Origin of the sequence: Collinsella sp. SGI.241 (genome assembly GCF_050312955.1) — a bacterium.
Taxonomy (GTDB): domain Bacteria; phylum Actinomycetota; class Coriobacteriia; order Coriobacteriales; family Coriobacteriaceae; genus Collinsella.
In genome coordinates this window covers 1-18,043 of record NZ_JBNPKM010000005.1, presented here as the reverse complement: position 1 = coordinate 18,043, position 18,043 = coordinate 1, and the positions used below count along the sequence as shown (strand labels likewise).

The 18,043-nt window shown below is 63.5% G+C and carries 15 protein-coding genes, 3 tRNA genes and 1 pseudogene; all 19 read left to right on the top strand.

The window, feature by feature from the left end:
• The first annotated feature begins 293 nt into the window (after nucleotides 1-293).
• The gene (locus ACQQ92_RS03260; protein ID WP_427794712.1) at nucleotides 294-497 is read left to right on the top strand and encodes a hypothetical protein; all 204 of its coding nucleotides are present in this window, start codon (nucleotides 294-296) and stop codon (nucleotides 495-497) included.
• Nucleotides 467-1,459, top strand: a complete 993-nt coding sequence (locus ACQQ92_RS03255) for a double-cubane-cluster-containing anaerobic reductase (protein ID WP_427794711.1) — start codon at nucleotides 467-469, stop codon at nucleotides 1,457-1,459. Before ACQQ92_RS03260 ends, ACQQ92_RS03255 begins: the two co-directional genes overlap by 31 nt.
• Nucleotides 1,460-1,614: 155 nt before the next feature.
• A complete protein-coding gene (locus tag ACQQ92_RS03250) occupies nucleotides 1,615-2,103 on the top strand; it encodes a BadF/BadG/BcrA/BcrD ATPase family protein (protein WP_427795785.1) in 489 nt (162 codons plus the stop codon).
• Nucleotides 2,104-2,187: 84 nt separating this feature from the next.
• Nucleotides 2,188-3,237 (top strand): selenide, water dikinase SelD, encoded by a 1,050-nt coding sequence (gene selD / locus ACQQ92_RS03245; protein ID WP_427795784.1) that lies wholly within the window; start codon nucleotides 2,188-2,190, stop codon nucleotides 3,235-3,237.
• A gap of 60 nt (nucleotides 3,238-3,297) precedes the next feature.
• Entirely contained in the window at nucleotides 3,298-3,924 is a 627-nt protein-coding gene (yedF, locus tag ACQQ92_RS03240; protein WP_427795783.1) for a sulfurtransferase-like selenium metabolism protein YedF, read from the top strand.
• 19 nt (nucleotides 3,925-3,943) lie between these two features.
• On the top strand, nucleotides 3,944-4,195 hold the full coding sequence (locus ACQQ92_RS03235) for a DUF3343 domain-containing protein (protein WP_427795782.1): 252 nt from the start codon (nucleotides 3,944-3,946) through the stop codon (nucleotides 4,193-4,195).
• Complete coding sequence (locus ACQQ92_RS03230; RefSeq protein WP_427795781.1) at nucleotides 4,192-5,331, top strand: aminotransferase class V-fold PLP-dependent enzyme; 1,140 nt, start codon at nucleotides 4,192-4,194, stop codon at nucleotides 5,329-5,331. The genes ACQQ92_RS03235 and ACQQ92_RS03230 overlap by 4 nt, the downstream gene beginning before the upstream one ends.
• A gap of 66 nt (nucleotides 5,332-5,397) precedes the next feature.
• Nucleotides 5,398-6,756, top strand: coding sequence for a branched-chain amino acid transport system II carrier protein (gene brnQ, locus ACQQ92_RS03225; RefSeq protein WP_427795780.1), 1,359 nt, complete (start codon nucleotides 5,398-5,400; stop codon nucleotides 6,754-6,756).
• 91 nt (nucleotides 6,757-6,847) lie between these two features.
• Nucleotides 6,848-6,924, top strand: a tRNA-Pro gene (locus tag ACQQ92_RS03220).
• A 6-nt stretch (nucleotides 6,925-6,930) separates the two neighbouring features.
• Nucleotides 6,931-7,004, top strand: a tRNA-Gly gene (locus ACQQ92_RS03215).
• 422 nt (nucleotides 7,005-7,426) lie between these two features.
• Entirely contained in the window at nucleotides 7,427-7,576 is a 150-nt protein-coding gene (locus ACQQ92_RS03210; RefSeq protein ID WP_427795779.1) for a hypothetical protein, read from the top strand.
• A 259-nt stretch (nucleotides 7,577-7,835) separates the two neighbouring features.
• Complete coding sequence (locus ACQQ92_RS03205) at nucleotides 7,836-8,675, top strand: formate/nitrite transporter family protein (protein WP_427795778.1); 840 nt, start codon at nucleotides 7,836-7,838, stop codon at nucleotides 8,673-8,675.
• Between the two features lie 140 nt (nucleotides 8,676-8,815).
• Nucleotides 8,816-10,273, top strand: a complete 1,458-nt coding sequence (selA, locus tag ACQQ92_RS03200) for an L-seryl-tRNA(Sec) selenium transferase (protein ID WP_427795777.1) — start codon at nucleotides 8,816-8,818, stop codon at nucleotides 10,271-10,273.
• Entirely contained in the window at nucleotides 10,270-12,237 is a 1,968-nt protein-coding gene (gene selB, locus ACQQ92_RS03195; protein ID WP_427795776.1) for a selenocysteine-specific translation elongation factor, read from the top strand. The genes selA and selB overlap by 4 nt, the downstream gene beginning before the upstream one ends.
• 36 nt (nucleotides 12,238-12,273) lie before the next feature.
• A tRNA-Sec gene (locus tag ACQQ92_RS03190) sits at nucleotides 12,274-12,370 on the top strand.
• Between the two features lie 349 nt (nucleotides 12,371-12,719).
• Nucleotides 12,720-14,075, top strand: a complete 1,356-nt coding sequence (gene gdhA, locus ACQQ92_RS03185; protein WP_427795775.1) for an NADP-specific glutamate dehydrogenase — start codon at nucleotides 12,720-12,722, stop codon at nucleotides 14,073-14,075.
• 132 nt (nucleotides 14,076-14,207) lie between these two features.
• Complete coding sequence (locus tag ACQQ92_RS03180) at nucleotides 14,208-15,110, top strand: FAD binding domain-containing protein (protein WP_427795774.1); 903 nt, start codon at nucleotides 14,208-14,210, stop codon at nucleotides 15,108-15,110.
• Nucleotides 15,110-16,843, top strand: a pseudogene (locus ACQQ92_RS03175) (molybdopterin-dependent oxidoreductase); the annotation flags it as partial. The gene ACQQ92_RS03180 and the pseudogene ACQQ92_RS03175, both read left to right, overlap by 1 nt.
• Nucleotides 16,823-17,941: a xanthine dehydrogenase family protein molybdopterin-binding subunit gene (locus ACQQ92_RS03170; RefSeq protein ID WP_427795831.1), complete on the top strand. Its 1,119-nt coding sequence runs from the start codon at nucleotides 16,823-16,825 to the stop codon at nucleotides 17,939-17,941. The pseudogene ACQQ92_RS03175 and the gene ACQQ92_RS03170, both read left to right, overlap by 21 nt.
• Nucleotides 17,942-18,043: the final 102 nt, after the last annotated feature.

The following is an 18,043-nucleotide window of genomic DNA, read 5'->3' as shown; positions in this document are numbered from 1 at the left end:
ACGGTGTTCGCATGGTCGATGACCGTTGATATAGTTGACCTCAACTGGTTAAGGAGGGTGCGCACATGCCGCAGACGACATACATTCGCCGCGTTGCCGCGCGTGCCCTATATATGGCTCGGAGCCGCATATGAGCAGGTATGTTCACGGCTCCGGGAGAGACGACGCACAACTAAATAATCAGCTGCAAAGCAGGTTCCCCAAAATTCCGGGTTTGAGCGCGGCCGGGCAATCGCCGTCCGTCGTGCATCGATACCGCTGTTATCCGTTTTTGGTTCGAGAGGGGAACCGTTATGACTGAAGCGATCGAAGAGGTTAAGCTGCCCAGCACGTTTGAGGAGTTCAACGAGCAGCGCAAGGCGGCGTTTATTCGCGTCAAGGATTATAAGCAGGCGGGCAATCGCCTGGTCGGCTTTTTGTGCAGCTATACGCCGCTCGAGATTACCGATGCCGCGGGGCTGCAAGCGTGGCTCTGTGCGGTACGTCCGACGAGGTGATTCCCGAGGCCGAGAAGGTGCTGCCGGCAAATCTATGTCCGCTCATCAAGTCGACGTACGGCTTTGCCTACTCGCAAAAGTGCCCGTTTACGTACTTTAGCGACATGATCATCGGCGAGACCACCTGTGACGGCAAGAAGAAGATGTACGAGCTGCTGGGGGAGCTCAAGCGCACGCACATTCTGCATCTTCCTCAGGGTCGCGACCGCGCCTACGAGCGTGAAGGCTGGTACGAGGAGTGCCGCCTGCTCAAGGAGGAGCTCGAGGGCTTCTACGGCATCACGATTACCGACGATGACCTGCGCGCTGCCGTCCGTCGTCGCAACCGCTTGCGTGCGGCCCAGCTCGACATGTTTGCGCTGCAGGCCAATCAGCCGGCGGCCATGAGCGGCGTCGACCTGATGAGCACCATGTTTGCCGGTACGTTCAGCTTTGATATCGAGGCCTATACGCAGCAGCTAGAGCAAAAGGTTGCCAAGCTGCGCGAGGCCTATGACGCGGGCGAGCGCCCAGTTGCGGCGGATGCCAAGCGCATTCTGATCACCGGCTGCCCGGTGGGCGGCGTGATCAACAAGATCGGTCGCACCATCGAGTCCAACGGCGGCTTGGTCGTGTGCATGGACGATTGCTCGGGCGAGCGCACGGCGGCCATGATGATCGACCCGGACGCGCCCGACATTCTGCGCGCCATCGCCGACCGCTACCTGGACATCAACTGCTCGGTCATGACGCCCAACGACGGTCGTATGGAAAACACGCTGGCCATGTGCGAGAAGTACCACGTCGATGGTGTAGTGGAGAGCGTGCTGCAGGCTTGTCACACCTTTAACGTGGAGAGTGCACGCATGCAGGAGGCCGTTGAGGGCGCAGGCATTCCGTATATGAAGATCGAGACCGATTACAGCAATGGCGACATGGGCCAGATCGAGACGCGCATCGCCGCCTTCATCGAAACCCTCTAGCTTCCTCAGGTACCGGATCTTGCCCCTCAAACCGTCGCTTGCGTACCCAAAGTACGCTGCGCTCCTCTTTCGGGGCAATCTCCGGCACCTGAGAAACCTAGAGCTAAGGCGCCTGAACGCGCCGCTACCTTTGATGTTTAGATTAGGAGAGAGCCATGATAGGGATCGGGATCGATATTGGATCTACGGCGGCTAAGGCCGCTGTGGTCGATGGGGAGGGTTTGGTGGCGTGGACGTGCGTGCAGCCAACCGGGTTCTCGTCGGTCGATGCGGCCGAGCGTTTGCGTGGCGAGCTTGCCGCGGCTGGCTATGACGTGGCTGCCGACCTGGCGCGTTCCGGCGAGCCCACCAAGATCAGCAGCATGTGCACGGTGTTTGCCGAGAGCGAGGTCATTAGTCTGATCGGCCGCGGCGAGCCACGCGAGAACATTGCGCGTGGCGTGATCGACAGCGTGGTCTCGCGTGTGGCGACCATGGCCTCGCAAGCCGCGGGCGCCCCGTACTATCTGACCGGTGGTCTGTGCGAAAACGCCTATGTCGTCGAGCGTCTTGGCGCATTGGTGGGCTCGCCAGTCACCACCTCGCCCCAGGCCCGCTTTGCCGGTGCCATCGGCGCGGCCATTCGAGCCCAGGCGCTCGCGTAGGGGGCCGGTGCGATAAATTGCCCGCTCTCGGCGCCGCCATGCGTATACTGGGAGGAACTGATTGACCGATGAGAGGAGGTATCGATGGCTGACGATCTCATGAAGCTCACGCAGATGACTGCCGCGAGCGGTTGAGCCGCTAAGCTGGCTCCTGGAGCCCTCGCCCAGGTCCTGGGCGACTTACCCAATGTGCATAACGACAACCTGCTCGTGGGGTTCGATACCTCCGACGATGCGAGTGTCTTCCGCGTTGGCGATAACTTGGGCCTCGTGCAGTCCATCGACTTCTTCCCACCGATGGTCGACGACCCGTTCCTGTTTGGCCAGATCGCCGCGGCAAACTCGCTGTCGGACATATACGCCATGGGCGGACGGCCGAGCCATGCCATGAACCTGCTTTGCATACCCAGTTGCCTGGGCGTTGAGGTTGCCGGCCAGATTCTGGCGGGCGGCGCCGACAAGTGCGTCGAGGCCTGCTGTGCCATCGCGGGCGGCCACACCATCAACGACGACGAGCCCAAGTACGGCCTGTCCGTGAGTGGCTTTGTCGCGCTTGACCGTATGCTCGCCAACAGCGGCGCACGCGTAGGTGATGTTCTGCTGCTGACCAAGGCGATCGGCTCGGGCATCATCACTACGGCCATTAAGGGCGAGCTCATCGAACAGGACGAGGCCGCAGCCATGTTTGACTCGATGCGGACCCTCAACGAGGCTCCGATTCGTCTGGCCGAGGACCTCGAGCTTCATGGCTGCACCGACATCACGGGCTTTGGCCTGATCGGACATGCGTGCGAGATGGCCGAGGGCTCGGGCGTGCAGATTGAGCTTGTGTCGGGGGCGGTGCCGCTCTTTGACCAGGTGCTCGACATGGCACGCCTTGGCATTATCCCTGCCGGCGCCTACCGTAACCAGGACTTTTTTGGCCCGCGCGTGGCAGTCGACGATGGTCTGGAGCCGGGCATGCTCGACGCGCTGTACGATCCGCAGACCTCGGGCGGCCTGCTTATCGCGGCACCTGCTGCCGATGTGGATGAGCTTGCGCGCCGTCTGCATGCCGAGGGGCGCGTTGCCGCCGTCGTCGGCCGCGTGTGCGAGCCGGTGCCGGGCGGTCCTGCCGTCCACGTTGTCCGCTAGCCCGCACGTTTATGTAACTGTTTACCGTTCTCTAGAACGGTTCTTTCGAAAGGAAATGCTATGTCTACCAAGATTGAAGTCAATGCCATGGGCGATGCCTGCCCGCTGCCCGTCGTCAAGACGCTTAAGGCGCTCAAGCAGCTCGATGGCGAGGGCGTTGTCGTGACCTCGGTCGATAACGAGACCGCCGTCAAGAACATCTCCAAGATGGCGCAGGAGAAGGGCTGCACGGCCTCGTTCGAGAAGGTTTCTGACGCCGAGTGGCACGTGACCGTGGCGACCTCTGGCGCCGTTGCCGTGGCTGATCCCGAGCAGGATGGCGCTGCCTTCTGTGATGCCAGCGCCGGCAAGGGCAAGCTTGTCATTTCCGTCTACACCGACTGCATGGGCCGCGGCGACGACGAGCTGGGCCACAAGCTCATGAAGGCGTTTATCTTTGCCGTGACGCAGCAGGAGGAGCTGCCCGCAACCATGCTGTTCTACAACGGCGGCGCCAAGCTCACCGTCGAGGGCTCTCCGGTGCTCGATGACCTGAAGGGCCTGGCCGAGCAGGGCGTCGAGATTCTCACCTGTGGTACCTGCCTGGACCACTTTGGCATTAAAGACCAGCTTGCGGTGGGCGAGGTCACCAACATGTACGTGATCGTGGAGAAGATGGAGCAGGCCGTGCGCGTCGTGCGCCCGTAGCGTATTGGTTGGAGTTGCCATGAGGGAGAAGCGCCCGGCGCTTGTCATCACGTTTCCCACCACGGCGGCCGCCATGGGCTGCGAGACCCTATGCATCGAGCGCGGCCTTCCCGGGCGCACGATTCCCGTGCCCGGGGAGGTCGCTGCCGGCTGCGGCTTGGCGTGGAAGGCGTTGCCTGCCGATGAGGAGCTGCTGCGCGCCGAGCTTGCCGCAGCTGGTGTTCCCACCGAGGGCTTTACGGTGATTGACATGTGGGAGGTCGTGCGATGATCTATCTGGATAACGCGGCGACGACCATGCATAAGCCGCAGGCGGTCATCGATGCCGTGACGCAGGCGATGTGCTCGCTCGGCAATGCCGGGCGCGGCGCCACGTCGGGTGCTCTCGATGCGGCTCGTACGATTCACGGTTGCCGTGCCAAGCTCGCGCGCCTTTTGGGTTGCCCGAGAGCGGACCATGTGTGCTTTACGCCCAACTCCACGGCTGCGCTCAACACCGCCATCTGTGGCGTGGTGCGCCCCGGCGACCGTGTGGTCACGACGGTGCTCGAGCACAACTCGGTGTTACGCACGCTCAATCGCCTGGCGGCGGAACGGGGTGTGGCGGTTGAGCGTGCGGGCTGCGACGCGAACGGCGTGCTCGACTACGACGAGCTCGAGCGGTTGGTTACGCCGGACACGCGTGCTGTGGTGGTGACGCACGCCTCCAATGTGACCGGCAACGCGGTCGACATTGCGCGCGTAGCGGCCATGGCCCATGCGGCAGGTGCGCTGGTGATCGTCGATGCCTCGCAGTCTGCCGGTACGGCGCATATCGATATGCACGCCATGGGGCTCGATGTCGTGTGCTTTACCGGTCACAAGGGGCTCATGGGACCTCAAGGCACCGGCGGCCTAGCCGTGGCGGAAGGCATTGACGTGGCACCGTGGGCCATGGGCGGCACGGGCGTGCACAGCTTCGATGCGCTGCAGCCGCTTGAGTGGCCCACGCGCCTTGAGGCGGGCACGCTCAACGGTCACGGTATCGCGGGCCTTTCTGCCGGACTCGGCTTTATCGAGGCCCAGGGTGGGGTCGAGGCGATTGCGGCGCATGAGCGCTCGCTTGCAGAGCGCTTCCTTGCCGGCGTGCGCGAGATTCCGGGGATTAAGCTCTACGGTGCCTTTGACCAGCCCGTGCGCTCGGCGATCGTCTCACTCAACGTGGGCGATATCGACTCTGCCCAGATTTCGGATGCGCTCATGCAGGGGTGGGGGATTGCGACGCGCCCCGGCGCCCATTGTGCCCCGCTCATGCACCGCGCGATCGGGACCGAGCGTCAGGGTGTCGTTCGTTTCTCGTTTGGGTATTTCAACACGGACGAGGAAGTCGACACCGCGATTGACGCGCTCCGCGATTTAGCCTGCTAGAGCGTATATACTTGCGGGACGGGTCTTTTGCCCGTCCCGTTTTGTTTCGACCCGAAAGGTGGTCCCATGGCCTCATCCGCCCCGCGCGGCCTGCGCTCCGACCATGTCGTTACCGTCGGCATCGCCCTGTTCTCGATGCTCTTTGGCGCCGGCAACCTCATTATTCCGCCGCTGTTGGCGCTGCAGGCTGGCTCTGCCACGCCGCTCGCCATGCTCGGCTTTCTGATTGCCGCCATCGGCCTGCCCGTCATGGGCTTTATCGCCGTGGCGCTTGCCGGAACGGCGCGCGAGCTGGCCGGGCGTGTGCATCCTAAGTTTGGCGAATTCTTCGTTGCGGCGGTGTATCTAGCCATCGGCCCGTGCCTGGCTATTCCGCGCACGAGCTCCACGGCCTTCGAGATGCTGGTGCCGCTGCTGCCGGAGGGCGTCTCGCTCGGCACGGCACGTTTGGTTTTTGCCGTTGGCTTCTTTGTCGTCGCGTTTGCGCTCACGCTGCGTCCGGGCGTTATCACGCGCGTGCTTGGTCGTATTACGGGACCCGCGCTCATTGCGCTCATCGTGCTGGTCGTGGGTGCCGCCGTGGTCTCGCCGTTGGGTCCCGCTGGCGCGCCGCAGGCTCCCTACGATGCAGGCGCTGCCGTGCAGGGCTTTTTGACCGGCTATCAAACCATGGACCTGCTTGCGTCGCTCGCCTTTGGCATTATCATCGCCGAGACCATCCACGAGCTGGGCGTGACCGATGACAAGCGCGTGGCCTTCGAGATTTCGCGTTCCGGTGTGATCGCCGGCGTGCTCATGGCCATCATCTACTGCGGCCTGGCGCTTGCCGGCATGCAGCTCGGCACGGTTATACCCGACGCTACCAACGGCGCCGCCATCCTTGCCCGCTCTGCCTCCATACACTTTGGTCTTGCCGGCACGATCGTGGTCTTTGCGATCTTTTTCCTCGCCTGCATGAACGTGTGCATCGGCCTCATCAGCTGCTGCTCGCGCTACTTCTGCGAGACGTATGTGGTCGAAGGGGGAGCGGAGGCTTCCGAGGAGGCTATGCGCCGTCCCTTTGCGGTTCTCGCCTTTGTGTTCGCGGCGTTTTCTTGCGTGCTCTCCAACGTGGGTCTCGACGCGATCCTCATGTTCTCGGTGCCCATGCTCAACGCCTTGTATCCCGTTGCCATCGTGCTGGTGCTTATGGGCCTGGTGCACGGCTTTTGCGACGCTCATCCGCAGGTGTGGGTCTGGGTCGGCGGCGTCGTCGCGGTGCAGAGCGTGATCACCTCGGTCCGCGATGCGTTCTTTGCGGGCGCGTGGCTGCCATTCGATGCGCTGCCGCTGGCAGATATCGGCGCTGCGTGGGCGCCGGCCGCCGTGGTGGCGTTTGTGATTGGCCTGCTCCATAGCCAGTTTGTCACACATTCGAGGAGCTAGGGTATCGTCGCTTGCACAGGAGAGAAGTCTCCCCTATAATTTCCTTCGCTTTGGGACACGCAAGGTTTAGACCTTAGCTGCTCAACACCTTCGGGACGTGGCGCAGTTTGGTAGCGCGCCTGCTTTGGGAGCAGGATGTCGCAGGTTCAAATCCTGTCGTCCCGACCATATCTTGCGGGCGTAGTTCAATGGTAGAACCCCAGCCTTCCAAGCTGATGACGCGGGTTCGATTCCCGTCGCCCGCTCCATAGGATAGTTTTAACGGCTTTGGCTCTATTTGGTGCCAGAGCCGTTTTCATAAGCGTGCCGGGCGACGGGAATCGAACCCGGCAGGGTGCGAAGCTGAGAAAATGCGTGAGCATTTTCCAGCGCAGCACGCAAGGGCCAATGGCCCGCAGCGAAACAAGGGTTTGCGAAGCAAACCCTTGGACTTCCCGTCGCCCGCTCCATAAGATTGATGAATAGCTCTGCTTCCTTTTGGAAGCAGAGCCATTTTCATATACCTGCCGTGGACCCCATATCCCCTCCTAAGTTGCGGTGAAATACGGACTGTTTTCCGGCTTTTATGGCCCATGTAGTCCGTATTTCACCGCAACTTGCACCTGAGCTTCAGGTTGAGATTGCTCGGCCAGGAAACGCCGGCTATTATCTGGCAGATTATGGTTGGCACGTGCCGTCGCTACTCGAGGCCTGCGATGCGCTGCTCGACGAGCGCGGTTTTCGCGGGTCGGCCAAGGCCGGCATCTCGGTGTTTGACGACGACTTTGGCCTGCATGCTCAGCAGGTGGCACCATCCGCCTACTCGACAAACGCGACGTAGCCCGCAAGTCGATGTTCACCACGCATTCGCTCCCTTTGTCGATTCTGATCGAAGAAATCGAGCAATCGTGCGATGATATCTTCTTCAAGGGGATCAGCCGGGCGACACGGAGTTCTACAACCCCATGTCCCCGGAAGTCTTTGACGCCGTTGACGCCGTGTACGACGCCGTGGCCGCCAACGACTTTTCCCACTTTGTCCGCTTGGGACAGGAGCTGTAGCAGCGCTTGTCCCTGGTGATTAGGAAAGAAGTGATTGACATGGCAGATTCCAAGGTGGAGTACCCTGCTCCCGATTGCCTGGCGCCCGCCGCGATCGAGGCCAAGACCGAGGCCGCCGGCGTGACCAAGGCTAACCTGCCGGTCGATAAGGCCTTTCTGTTGGCAATGTTCGCCGGTGCGTTTATCGCCTTCGGCGGTCTGTTCTTTACGGTGTTTTTGAGCGACAGCACGCTGGGCTGGGGTGCCCAGCGCGTCGTGGGCGGCCTGTGCTTTTGCCTGGGCCTGGTGCTGGTGCTGGTGTGTGGCGCCGAGTTGTTCACCGGTAATTCGCTTATGGTCTGCGCGCTCAAGAGCAAAAAGATCACCCTGGTCCAGATGCTCAAGGCTTGGGTCGTTGTATGGCTTGGCAACTTTGCCGGTGCCTTGTTCATCGTCTTTTTGGTGTACATGGCCGGCATTTACAAGCTCAACGGCGAGGCGGTCGCCAATTCCATGGTGAGTGTCGCCGCCGGCAAGGTGACGATCGACTGGCTGACGATCTTCTTCCGCGGCATCCTGTGTAACATCTTTGTGTGCCTGGCCGTGTGGATCGGTACCGCCGGCAAGACCGTGGTCGATAAGGTCGTGGGCATTCTGCTACCCATCGCCGCCTTTGTGGCCTGCGGTTTTGAGCACTGCGTTGCCAATATGTACTTTTTGCCCATGGGTGCCGTGATGCACGCGTGCGGCTATGGTGCCGACGTCGCCGGCGCCGATGCGCTCAACGCCGCGGGCATTGCGTTTAACCTGTCCGCCGCCACGTTGGGCAACATCGTGGGCGGTGCGGTTCTGGTCGCGCTCGGCTACTGGTTTATCTACGCCAAGAAGTCTGAGGCGTAAGGTATCGTTTGTTTGACGTTGGACCTCCCGCGGGGCGTCGCCGTGCGGGGATAATAGCGATTGATTGATTCAGCCGATCGAATCGGCTGATAGTTTGACGTTCGAACGATTGATTCACCTTTGGTTTTGAAAGGCCGTACATGAGCGATAGCCAGAACATGTCCGATGAGGTTCGCGCCCGCCTGCGCGCCATTCCCTCCGTCAACGAGCTGCTCGCCGAGTGGCCGGTAGTGAAGGCGGCGGGGGAGACCTGCGACGCGGTGGTGCATGCCGCCGTCACGGCCGAGCTCGACGAGGAACGCGCCGCCATTCGCGCCGGTGCCGTCCCGCGCTCTAAGCGCGACCTGGCCTCGGCGATCGAGTGGCGTGCGCACCGCTCCGCGTTGCCGAGCCTGCGCCCTGCCGTCAACGCCACGGGCGTGGTCATCCATACCAACTTGGGCCGCGCCCCGCTCGCGGAGTCGGCGGCAAAGGCCGTGGCCGAGGTTGCGCGCGGGTACAGTACGCTCGAGTACAGCGTGGACACCTGCTCGCGCGGGTCGCGCAAGGAACACGCCGCGCAGCTGATCCGCTCGCTCACCGGTGCCGAGGACGCGCTTGTGGTCAACAACAACGCCGCCGCGGTGCTGCTGGTGCTGGCGACCCATGCCGCAGGCAAGGAGGTTGTCGTTAGCCGCGGCGAGCTTGTCGAGATCGGCGGCAGCTTTCGCATCCCCGATGTCATGGCGTCTTCGGGCGCCAAGCTCGTCGAGGTCGGCGCCACCAACCGCACGCACCTAGCAGATTATGAGCAAGCCATCACGCCCGATACGGCCATGATTCTCAAGGTCCATCCTTCCAACTATCGCATCGAGGGCTTTCACGAGGAAGTGAGCTCTCGGGAGCTTGCGGCGCTTGCTCACAAGCATGGCCTGCTGTTCTATGAGGACCAGGGGTCGGGCGCGCTCCTGCCCGATGACATCCTGGTGCGCGGTGGCGAGGAACCCACGCCGGCTTCGGTCGCGGCGGGGCTCGATATCGTGTCGTGCTCGGGCGATAAGCTGCTGGGCGCGGCGCAGGCGGGCATTATTATGGGCCGTCACGATCTGGTCCAGGCCTGCGGCGCACATCCGCTCATGCGCGCTCTGCGTCCGGGCAAGTTGGCGCTTACGGCGCTCGAGGCCACGCTGCGTATCTACATGGACGGCGCCGATGTTGCCCATCGCGATATTCCGGTGCTCAGCATGCTTACGCTGCCGCAGGCCCATTTGGAGCGACGTGCCCGCAAGCTGCGCGATCGTATGGTCGCCGGGCTCGATAAGGCCGGTTGCCCGTGCGCCGTTCAGGTGGAGATCGTCGAGGAATCGTCGACCCCCGGTGGCGGCTCGCTGCCTACCATGGAGCTGCCCACGATGTGCGTTGCCGTGCGTCTTGTTGACGCGCGCCTGACGGTCGATGCGCTCAAGCGCTCGCTTGTCCAGGACTTCGACACGCCGGTCGTCACGCGAACCTCGCACGATCGCATTTTGTTTGACGTCCGTACGCTCGTGGGCGACCGCGATATCGAGACGGCGGCGTCGACGCTTGCCGCATGCGTTGAGAAGGCGATTGCTCGATGAGTGAGGTCCAGGCGCTGGTGGAGTGTCCCGTTATCGTTGGCACGGCGGGCCACGTCGACCACGGTAAGTCGGCATTGATCGAGGCACTGACCGGCAAGAATCCCGACCGTCTGGAGGTTGAGCGTCGTCGAGGTATGACCGTTGAGCTTGGCTTTGGCGAGCTGGCGCTGCCGAGTGGCAAGATTGTCGGCCTGGTCGACGTGCCTGGCCATGCCCACTACCTGCGCGCCATGGTGCAGGGCGCCACGGGTATCGACGTGGCCGTGCTGGTGGTTTCGGCCGTCGAGGGCGTGATGCCGCAGACCCGCGAGCACGTGCATGTGCTGGAGCTGCTGGGCGTTACACATATGGTGGTCGCGCTGACGATGTGCGACCTGGCCGATGCCGAGATGACCGAGCTTGCCGAGCTCGATGTCGATGACTTTTTGTCGGGTACCGTGTTTGCGGGCGCGCCGATTGTGCCCGTGTCGTCCAAGACGGGCGAGGGGATCGACGGGCTGCTTGCGGTGCTCGACGAGCAGGTAAGTGCCTGCTGGGATGCTTGCCGCGACCGTTCCGATCGGAGCGATGCCTCGTCTCGCCTGCCGATTGACCGCTGCTTTACGATCAAGGGTGTCGGCACCGTCGTTACGGGAACGCTGCACGATGCGCCGGTTGCGGTGGGCGACGAGCTGATGGCTTTGCCGTCGCGTACGGTCTGTCGTGTGCGCGGGATTCAGGTGCATGGCGATACGCTGCGCGCGCTGCCTGGGCAACGCGTGGCGCTCAACCTGGTCGGTGACGGTGTCGCGGCGCTTGACCGTGGTGAGATGCTGGGCGTGGAGGGTCGCTTTGGTCAGACGTTGCGCTTTATGATGACGTTTACCTACCTGGGCCGCGAGGGCGCCAAGCCGCGTGTGCTCGAGTCGGGCGCGCGCGTGCACGTGATGGCCGGCACGGCCGAGGTCATCGGCCGCGTCATGCTTTTGGAGGGCGAGGCCCCCATGGCGGTGGGCGAGACCCGTACCGTGCAGGTGCGCCTGGAGGAGCCATTGCCGCTGCGCGCCGGAGACCATGCCGTGGTGCTGTCGTATTCGCCCGTTATGCTCATCGGCGGCGGGCGTGCGCTGCTTTCGCGCTGCCGTCGCTCGCGCGAGCTTTCGGCCGGCGAGCGTGCGCTGTTTGCGGCGCTTGAAGCCGGCGATGCCGTTGCTGGCGTAGACGCGTGGCTGGCGCTGCAAGTGCTGCCGGTTGCGGCGGCTGATGTTGCCGCGGCGCTCGATCTTGTTGCCGGTGAGGCCGATGCCGCACTGGGCGAGTTGGTGGCGCGAGGTGCTGTTTGCGAGCTTGCCGGCTCGGGCGGCACGTTGTATGCGAATGGCGCCGTGCTCGATGCCGCCATGGACGTGCTGGCGGCGACCCTGTCTGCCATGCACGCGGCGGCTCCCAAGGAGACGGGCTTTACGCCCGGCGCCGTTGCCCATGCTGCGTGGCCTGCCGCCGATGAAGTCGTTGCCGCGGCTCTGATTGCCGAGGGCTGCTCGCGTGGCGTGTGCGCCGCCGAGGGCACCGAGGTGTTCGACCCGCACTCCGCTGCTGCCGCGGCGCGTGTGGTGCGCGAGGCGTGTGAGCGCATTGTGGCGCTGCTCGACGGGGCCGGCCTCGATGCGCCGACGCTGCCCGAGGTGGGTGAGCGACTGCAGCTCGACCGCGACACCATGACGCGCGCCCTGCGCGAGCTTTCGCTCAACCGCTCGATCGTTAAGGTCGAGCGCGACGTTGCCCTGTCTGCCATCTCGGAAGCCCATGCGCGCGAGCTTGTCGCCGCTGCCATTGAGGCAGCCGGCGGCGCTGCCACCACGAGCGTGCTGCGCGAGGCGCTGGGCGTGTCGCGCAAACGTGCCATCAGCATCTTGGAGCACCTGGATGCCGTGCGCTTTACGGTGCTCGACAAGGAAGCCGGCGGCCTGAGGTCCCTACGCTAGATTGGCTGCTCGGTTTGGTAAAATACCGCCGCACTTGGGAACGGATGGGCTCCGGTGGGCTCCGCGGTCCTCAAAACCGTTGCGAGGCGTGCAAAACGTCTTGGATGTGTTCGATTCACATACGTTCCCGCCACACGCCACCAGCGCTTTTGTGCTTGCGGTCTTGCTGCGTGCCGCAAAGGCGCTGTTTTGTTTTTGTGCGGGTCGGCCGTGTCGTCTGTCTTGTCGCCGGTGTGCCCGGGCGCATCATGTGTCCCCAATGTGGTGGTTTGAAACATGTGGACGAAACAGCTTCGAAACACGCGATTTGTACGTCGGGTGCTCAAAAACGCTTCTACCTGCATCGTAATCAAAACGAAACATCTGCTCGTCGGCTTATGCGAAACTTTGCTGCAACAGTGCGATATTATCCATACACGATAAAGTTCGCGGCGCATAGGGTGCCGTGACCGACATTTTCGTTTCCCATCATTGGAGGAAGCATGAGCTACACGCAGAAAGTTCTCGAAGAGCTCAAGGCCCGCTATCCCGAGCAGCCTGAGTTCATCCAGGCCGCGACCGAGATCCTCGGCACCATCCAGCCGGCGCTCGACGCCCACCCCGAGTACGAGGAGGCCGCCCTGCTGGAGCGCCTCGTCGAGCCCGAGCGCATCGTCATGTTCCGTGTTCCCTGGGTCGACGATCAGGGCAAGGTTCAGGTCAACCGCGGTTACCGCGTCGAGTTCAACTCTGCCATTGGACCCTACAAGGGCGGCCTGCGCTTTAACCCGACGGTCACCCTGGGTATGCTCAAGTTCCTGGGTCTGGAGCAGATCCTCAAGAACAGCCTGACCACCCTTCCCATGGGCGGCGGCAAGGGCGGCTCCGACTTTGACCCCAAGGGCAAGTCCAACAACGAGATCATGCACTTCTGCCAGTCCTTCATGACCGAGCTCTATCGCCACATTGGCCCCAACACCGACGTTCCCGCCGGCGACCTGGGCGTTGGCGGCCGCGAGGTTGCCTACATGTTCGGTCAGTACAAGCGCCTGACCAACGAGTGGACCGGCGTCCTTACCGGCAAGGGCCTCTCCTTTGGCGGCTCGCTCGCCCGTACCGAGGCCACCGGTTACGGTCTGGTCTACTTTGTGGACGAGTACCTCAAGAGCCGCGGCGACTCCTTCGAGGGCAAGAACGTTGTCGTTCACGGCTCCGGTAACGTCGCTATCTACGCGGTCCAGAAGGTCGCCCAGCTCGGCGGCAAGGTGCTCGCCTGCTCCGATACCCACGGCTGGGTCGAGGATCCCGACGGCATCGACTGCACCGTGCTCGAGCACGTCTACAACAAGAAGCGCTCCGGCCACGACAAGGGCGTTACGCTCGCCATGTATGTTGACGAGAAGCCCAACGCCGTGTGGCACGAGGGCGACGGCCGCGGCGTGTGGCAGCTGCCCTGCGATATCGCGCTGCCCTGCGCTCGCGAGAACACGCTGCTGCTCGAGGACGCCCAGGCGCTCGTCGCCAACGGCTGCAAGGTGGTCGGCGAGGGCGCGAACATGCCCACGACCATCGAGGCCACGACTTACTTCCAGGAGAACGGCGTCGCCTTTATGCCCGGTAAGGCTGCCAACGCCGGCGGCGTGCTCGTGTCCGGCCTGGAGATGAGCCAGAACGCCGAGCACCTGTCCTGGACCTTCGAGGAGGTCGACGGCAAGCTCGAGCAGCTCATGCGCGGCATGTTCCACAACGTGGACGACACCGCCAAGGAGTACGGCCAGGAGGGCAACTTTGTCATGGGCGCCAACATCGCCGGCTTCCTGAAGGTCGCCGACGCCATGCTCGCCCAGGGCGTCTGCTAAAACTTCGCTTGACATAGCATGTGATGAGGCTCCCAGCCATCCGGCTGGGAGCCTTTTTCTGTGGTGGCGAGGGCTGTGCGCCCTCGTTTGGTACACTTAGAGGTACTGGACAAGTGAAGAGATGGGGAGAACGTGCTCAAGTTCGGTACCTACGTTCGTGTTGGAAACGCGGCCGAAGCCTATGAGCTCTTACAGAAGAACCGCAACAACAAGATTGTGGGCGGCGGCATCTGGATGCGCCTGGGTTCGCGTCGCGTGGCGACGGCGATTGACCTTTCGGCCTGCGGACTCGATCAGATCGAGGAGACCGAGACCGAGTTTCGCATCGGTGCCATGTGCACCCTGCGACAGCTCGAGCGCCATGCCGAGCTCAACGCGCTCGTCAACCATGTCTTTGAGTTCGCCGTCCACGATATCGTGGGCGTGCAGCTGCGCAACACCGCCACGGTGGGCGGCAGCATCTACGGTCGCTTTGGTTTCTCGGACGTGCTCTCGGCCTTTTTGGCGCTCGATTCATACGTTGAGCTGACGGGGGCCGGTCGCGTGTCGCTCGCCGAGTTCGTGGATATGGGTTACGTGCGCGACGTGATCGAGCGCGTCGTGGTCGTTAAGCACGATTACCGTGCAAGCTACGAGGCCGTGCGCAAGGCCGCGACCGACTTCCCCTCCTTAAACGTCACCGCCGCCTGGTGGGACAACAGCTGGCATGTCACCGTGGGCGCCCGCCCGCTGCGCGCGACCCTGCTGCAGGGCGAGGCATGTGGCCTGGTGAGCGAGCAGCCTTCCGAGGACGAGCTGCGCGCCCTGGCCGCGTCCGTACGCGCGCTGAGCTACGGCACCAACCTGTGGGGCTCAGCCGACTATCGCCGTTGCATCTCGGCGCCGCTGGCGATTCAGGCCGTGTGCCGCGCCGCCGGCATCGAGCTTTCGGCTTCGCTTGCCTGCGAGCTCGAGGGCGTGCAAGTGCCTAAGTTTGCCACGGACGAGTATTCCTGCCGCCGCGTGCCCGGCGTCGATTCTAGCGAGGTGCGCTAATGGCTGCCAAACTCATCGATCTTTCCTTTACGCTCAACGGCCGCAAGGTCAAGGTTCAGATTGCCCCCGACACCATGCTCTTTGCGCTGCTGCGCGAGCAGGGCTGCGCGTCGGTGCGCTGCGCCTGCGAAACCACCAACTGCGGCCTGTGCACGGTGTGGCTCGACGGCGACCCGGTGCTGAGCTGCTCAGTTCCCGCTGCGCGCGTCGAGGGCCGCTCCGTCACCACGCTCGAGGGCCTCAAGGCCGAGTCCGAGGCGCTCGCCCACGCAATGGCTGCCGAAGGCGCCGAGCAGTGCGGTTTTTGCGCCCCCGGCCTCATCATGAACGTGCTGGCGCTTGCCCGCGCCGCCAAGGAGGACCCGAGCCTCGTCGCCACGGGCGAGGAGCTCTCGCGCCAGCTGGCCGGCAACCTCTGCCGTTGCAGCGGCTACGAGAGCCAGCTGCGCGCCATCGTCCGCTTCCTTAACGAGTCCGGTGTGCAGGTGGGCTTTGAGATGCCCGAGCTTCCGGTCAACGACACCAGCTGCGATGGCGTCTCGTACAAGCAGATCACCCATAAGCAGCCCAAGAAGGACTCGAAGGCCCTGCTCGAGGGGCGTCCCGTCTACACAGGAGACCTGGTGCCCGCCGGCGCCCTTATCGTCAAACTCAAGCGCAGCCCGTATGCCCGTGCCAAGATCCGCTCCATCGATACGTCGCGTGCCCTGAAGGTGCCCGGCGTCGTGGGCGTCTACACCTACGAGGACGTGCCCAAGCGCCGCTTTACCATCGCCGGCCAGAGCTATCCGCAGCCGAGCCCCTACGATCGCCTGATTCTCGAGAACCTGGTGCGCTACCAAAACGAGGAGGTTGCGATCGTCGCCGCCGAGACCGAGGAGGCCGCCGACAAGGCACTCAAGCTCATCAAGGTCGACTACGAGGTGCTCGAGCCCCTGCTCGACTTTACCCAGGCGCTCGATAACGACATCGTGGTCCATCCCGAGGGCGACGTGACCTTTATGTTCCCGCAGGGCGGCGACGTTGCTCGCAACCTGGTGTGCAGCGGTACCAGCGATTTTGGCGACCTGGACGAGGCCTTCGCCCAGAGCGACATCGTCTTTGAGCGCACTTACACCAGCCAGGCCACGCAGACCGCGCCCATGGAGACCTTCCGTGCCTTCGCGACGACCGACGCGTTCGGCCGCATCTCGGTGACCACCTCCACGCAGGTGCCCTTTCATGTGCGCCGCATGGTCGCGCAGTCGCTCGACATTCCGCAGTCGCAGGTGCAGGTTATTAAGCCGCGCATCGGCGGCGGCTTTGGCTCCAAGCAGACGGGCTGCTGCGAGATCTTCGTGGCGTTCGTGACGCAGCAGACCGGCCGTCCGAGCTATTGCTGCTACACCCGCGAGTAGACCATCACTGCGGGCAACTCGCGTCACCAGATGCAGATGACCGTCAAGCTGGGCGCCATGAAAGACGGCACCATCACGGCCATCGACCTGCACACGTTGTCCAACGCCGGCGCGTATGGCGAGCATGCCACCACGACGATCGGCCTCTCGGGTCACAAGAGTCTGCCCATCTACAACCACGTGAAGGCGAGCCGCTTTAGGTGGGACGCCGTCTACACCAACACCAACCGTGGCGGTGCGTATCGCGGCTACGGCGCCACCCAGGGCCAGTTTGCCGTGGAGAGCGCCGTCAACGAGCTCGCCGATATGCTGCACATGGATCCCGCCGACCTGCGCCTTAAGAACATCGTGCGCGAGGGCGAGATTATGCCGCAGTACTACAACGAGAAGCTCAACGCCTGCGCGCTCGACCGCTGCCTGCTGCGTGCGATGGACATGATCGGCTGGCGCGACAAGCCGCTGGCCGTGGACCTGGGCGACCGCGTGCGTGCTCTGGGCTGCGCGCTCACCATGCAGGGCTCGGGCATCTCCAACGTGGATATCGGCGGCATCGACATGCGCCTGGAGGAGGACGGCTTCATTACCATCGGCACCGGCGCCACCGATAACGGCATGGGTGTCGACACGATCCTGGCGCAGATTGCCGCCGAGGAGCTGGGCGTGGAGAGCTCGCTTATCGTGGTGCGCGGCGTGGACACCGACGTCTCGCCGTTCGATGCCGGCTCGTACGCGAGCTCGGGCACGTACGTGACGGGCCTGGCAGCCAAGAATGCCGCGACCGAGCTGCGCGAGAAGATCTGCGCCAAGGCCGCCCAGATGTGGGACGTGGACGCCGCCGACGTGGTCTTCGACGGCCAGTACGTGCGTCTGTCTGACGAGCGCGCCGCTCGCGAGTGCGGTCGCTACCTCACGCTGCGCGACTTTGCCAACCTGTGCGTCAAGAACATCGCGGGCGGCGACGCGCTCACCTCGCATGCTTCTGCCTGCCTGCCCGTTTCGCCTCCGCCGTTTATGGCCGGCATTGCCGAGGTCGAGGTCGACAAGGCCACCGGCAAGGTGACTGTGGTGGACTATGCGGCGGCTGTGGACTGCGGCACCGTGATCAACGAGGCACTCGCGCGCGTCCAGGCCGAGGGCGGCATTGCCCAGGGCATCGGTCACGCGCTCTACGAGATTGTCGAGCACGACGACCGCGGCCGCCTGCGCACCGGTAACTTTATGAGCTACAAGCTGCCCACGCGCCTGGATATCGGCAGCATTCGCGTGGCCTTCGAGCCGAGCTACGAGCCGACGGGCCCGTTTGGCGCCAAGTCGATCGGCGAGGTCGTCATCAACACACCGCTCGCCGCCGTTGCCTCGGCCGTGGCGCACGCCACCGGCCACCAGGTTCGCTCGCTGCCGATCACGCCCGAGAAGGCCCTGCTGGGGGAGTAGGCGAGGCGCGGCAGCCGCCGCTCTTTGGCAAGCCCGAGGAAACTGCAGCCCACTTTTCAACCGAATTGTGGGCTGCGGGAGATAGCCGATGGGGGTAGCTAA

What these genes read in the sequence shown, in the direction of transcription:
- ACQQ92_RS03260 (WP_427794712.1), top strand. Translation starts at nt 294, where the DNA reads ATGACTGAAGCGATCGAAGAGGTTAAGCTGCCCAGCACGTTTGAGGAG.
- ACQQ92_RS03250 (WP_427795785.1), top strand. Translation starts at nt 1,615, where the DNA reads ATGATAGGGATCGGGATCGATATTGGATCTACGGCGGCTAAGGCCGCT.
- yedF (WP_427795783.1), top strand. Translation starts at nt 3,298, where the DNA reads ATGTCTACCAAGATTGAAGTCAATGCCATGGGCGATGCCTGCCCGCTG.
- ACQQ92_RS03235 (WP_427795782.1), top strand. Translation starts at nt 3,944, where the DNA reads ATGAGGGAGAAGCGCCCGGCGCTTGTCATCACGTTTCCCACCACGGCG.
- ACQQ92_RS03230 (WP_427795781.1), top strand. Translation starts at nt 4,192, where the DNA reads ATGATCTATCTGGATAACGCGGCGACGACCATGCATAAGCCGCAGGCG.
- brnQ (WP_427795780.1), top strand. Translation starts at nt 5,398, where the DNA reads ATGGCCTCATCCGCCCCGCGCGGCCTGCGCTCCGACCATGTCGTTACC.
- ACQQ92_RS03205 (WP_427795778.1), top strand. Translation starts at nt 7,836, where the DNA reads ATGGCAGATTCCAAGGTGGAGTACCCTGCTCCCGATTGCCTGGCGCCC.
- selA (WP_427795777.1), top strand. Translation starts at nt 8,816, where the DNA reads ATGAGCGATAGCCAGAACATGTCCGATGAGGTTCGCGCCCGCCTGCGC.
- selB (WP_427795776.1), top strand. Translation starts at nt 10,270, where the DNA reads ATGAGTGAGGTCCAGGCGCTGGTGGAGTGTCCCGTTATCGTTGGCACG.
- gdhA (WP_427795775.1), top strand. Translation starts at nt 12,720, where the DNA reads ATGAGCTACACGCAGAAAGTTCTCGAAGAGCTCAAGGCCCGCTATCCC.
- ACQQ92_RS03170 (WP_427795831.1), top strand. Translation starts at nt 16,823, where the DNA reads ATGGATCCCGCCGACCTGCGCCTTAAGAACATCGTGCGCGAGGGCGAG.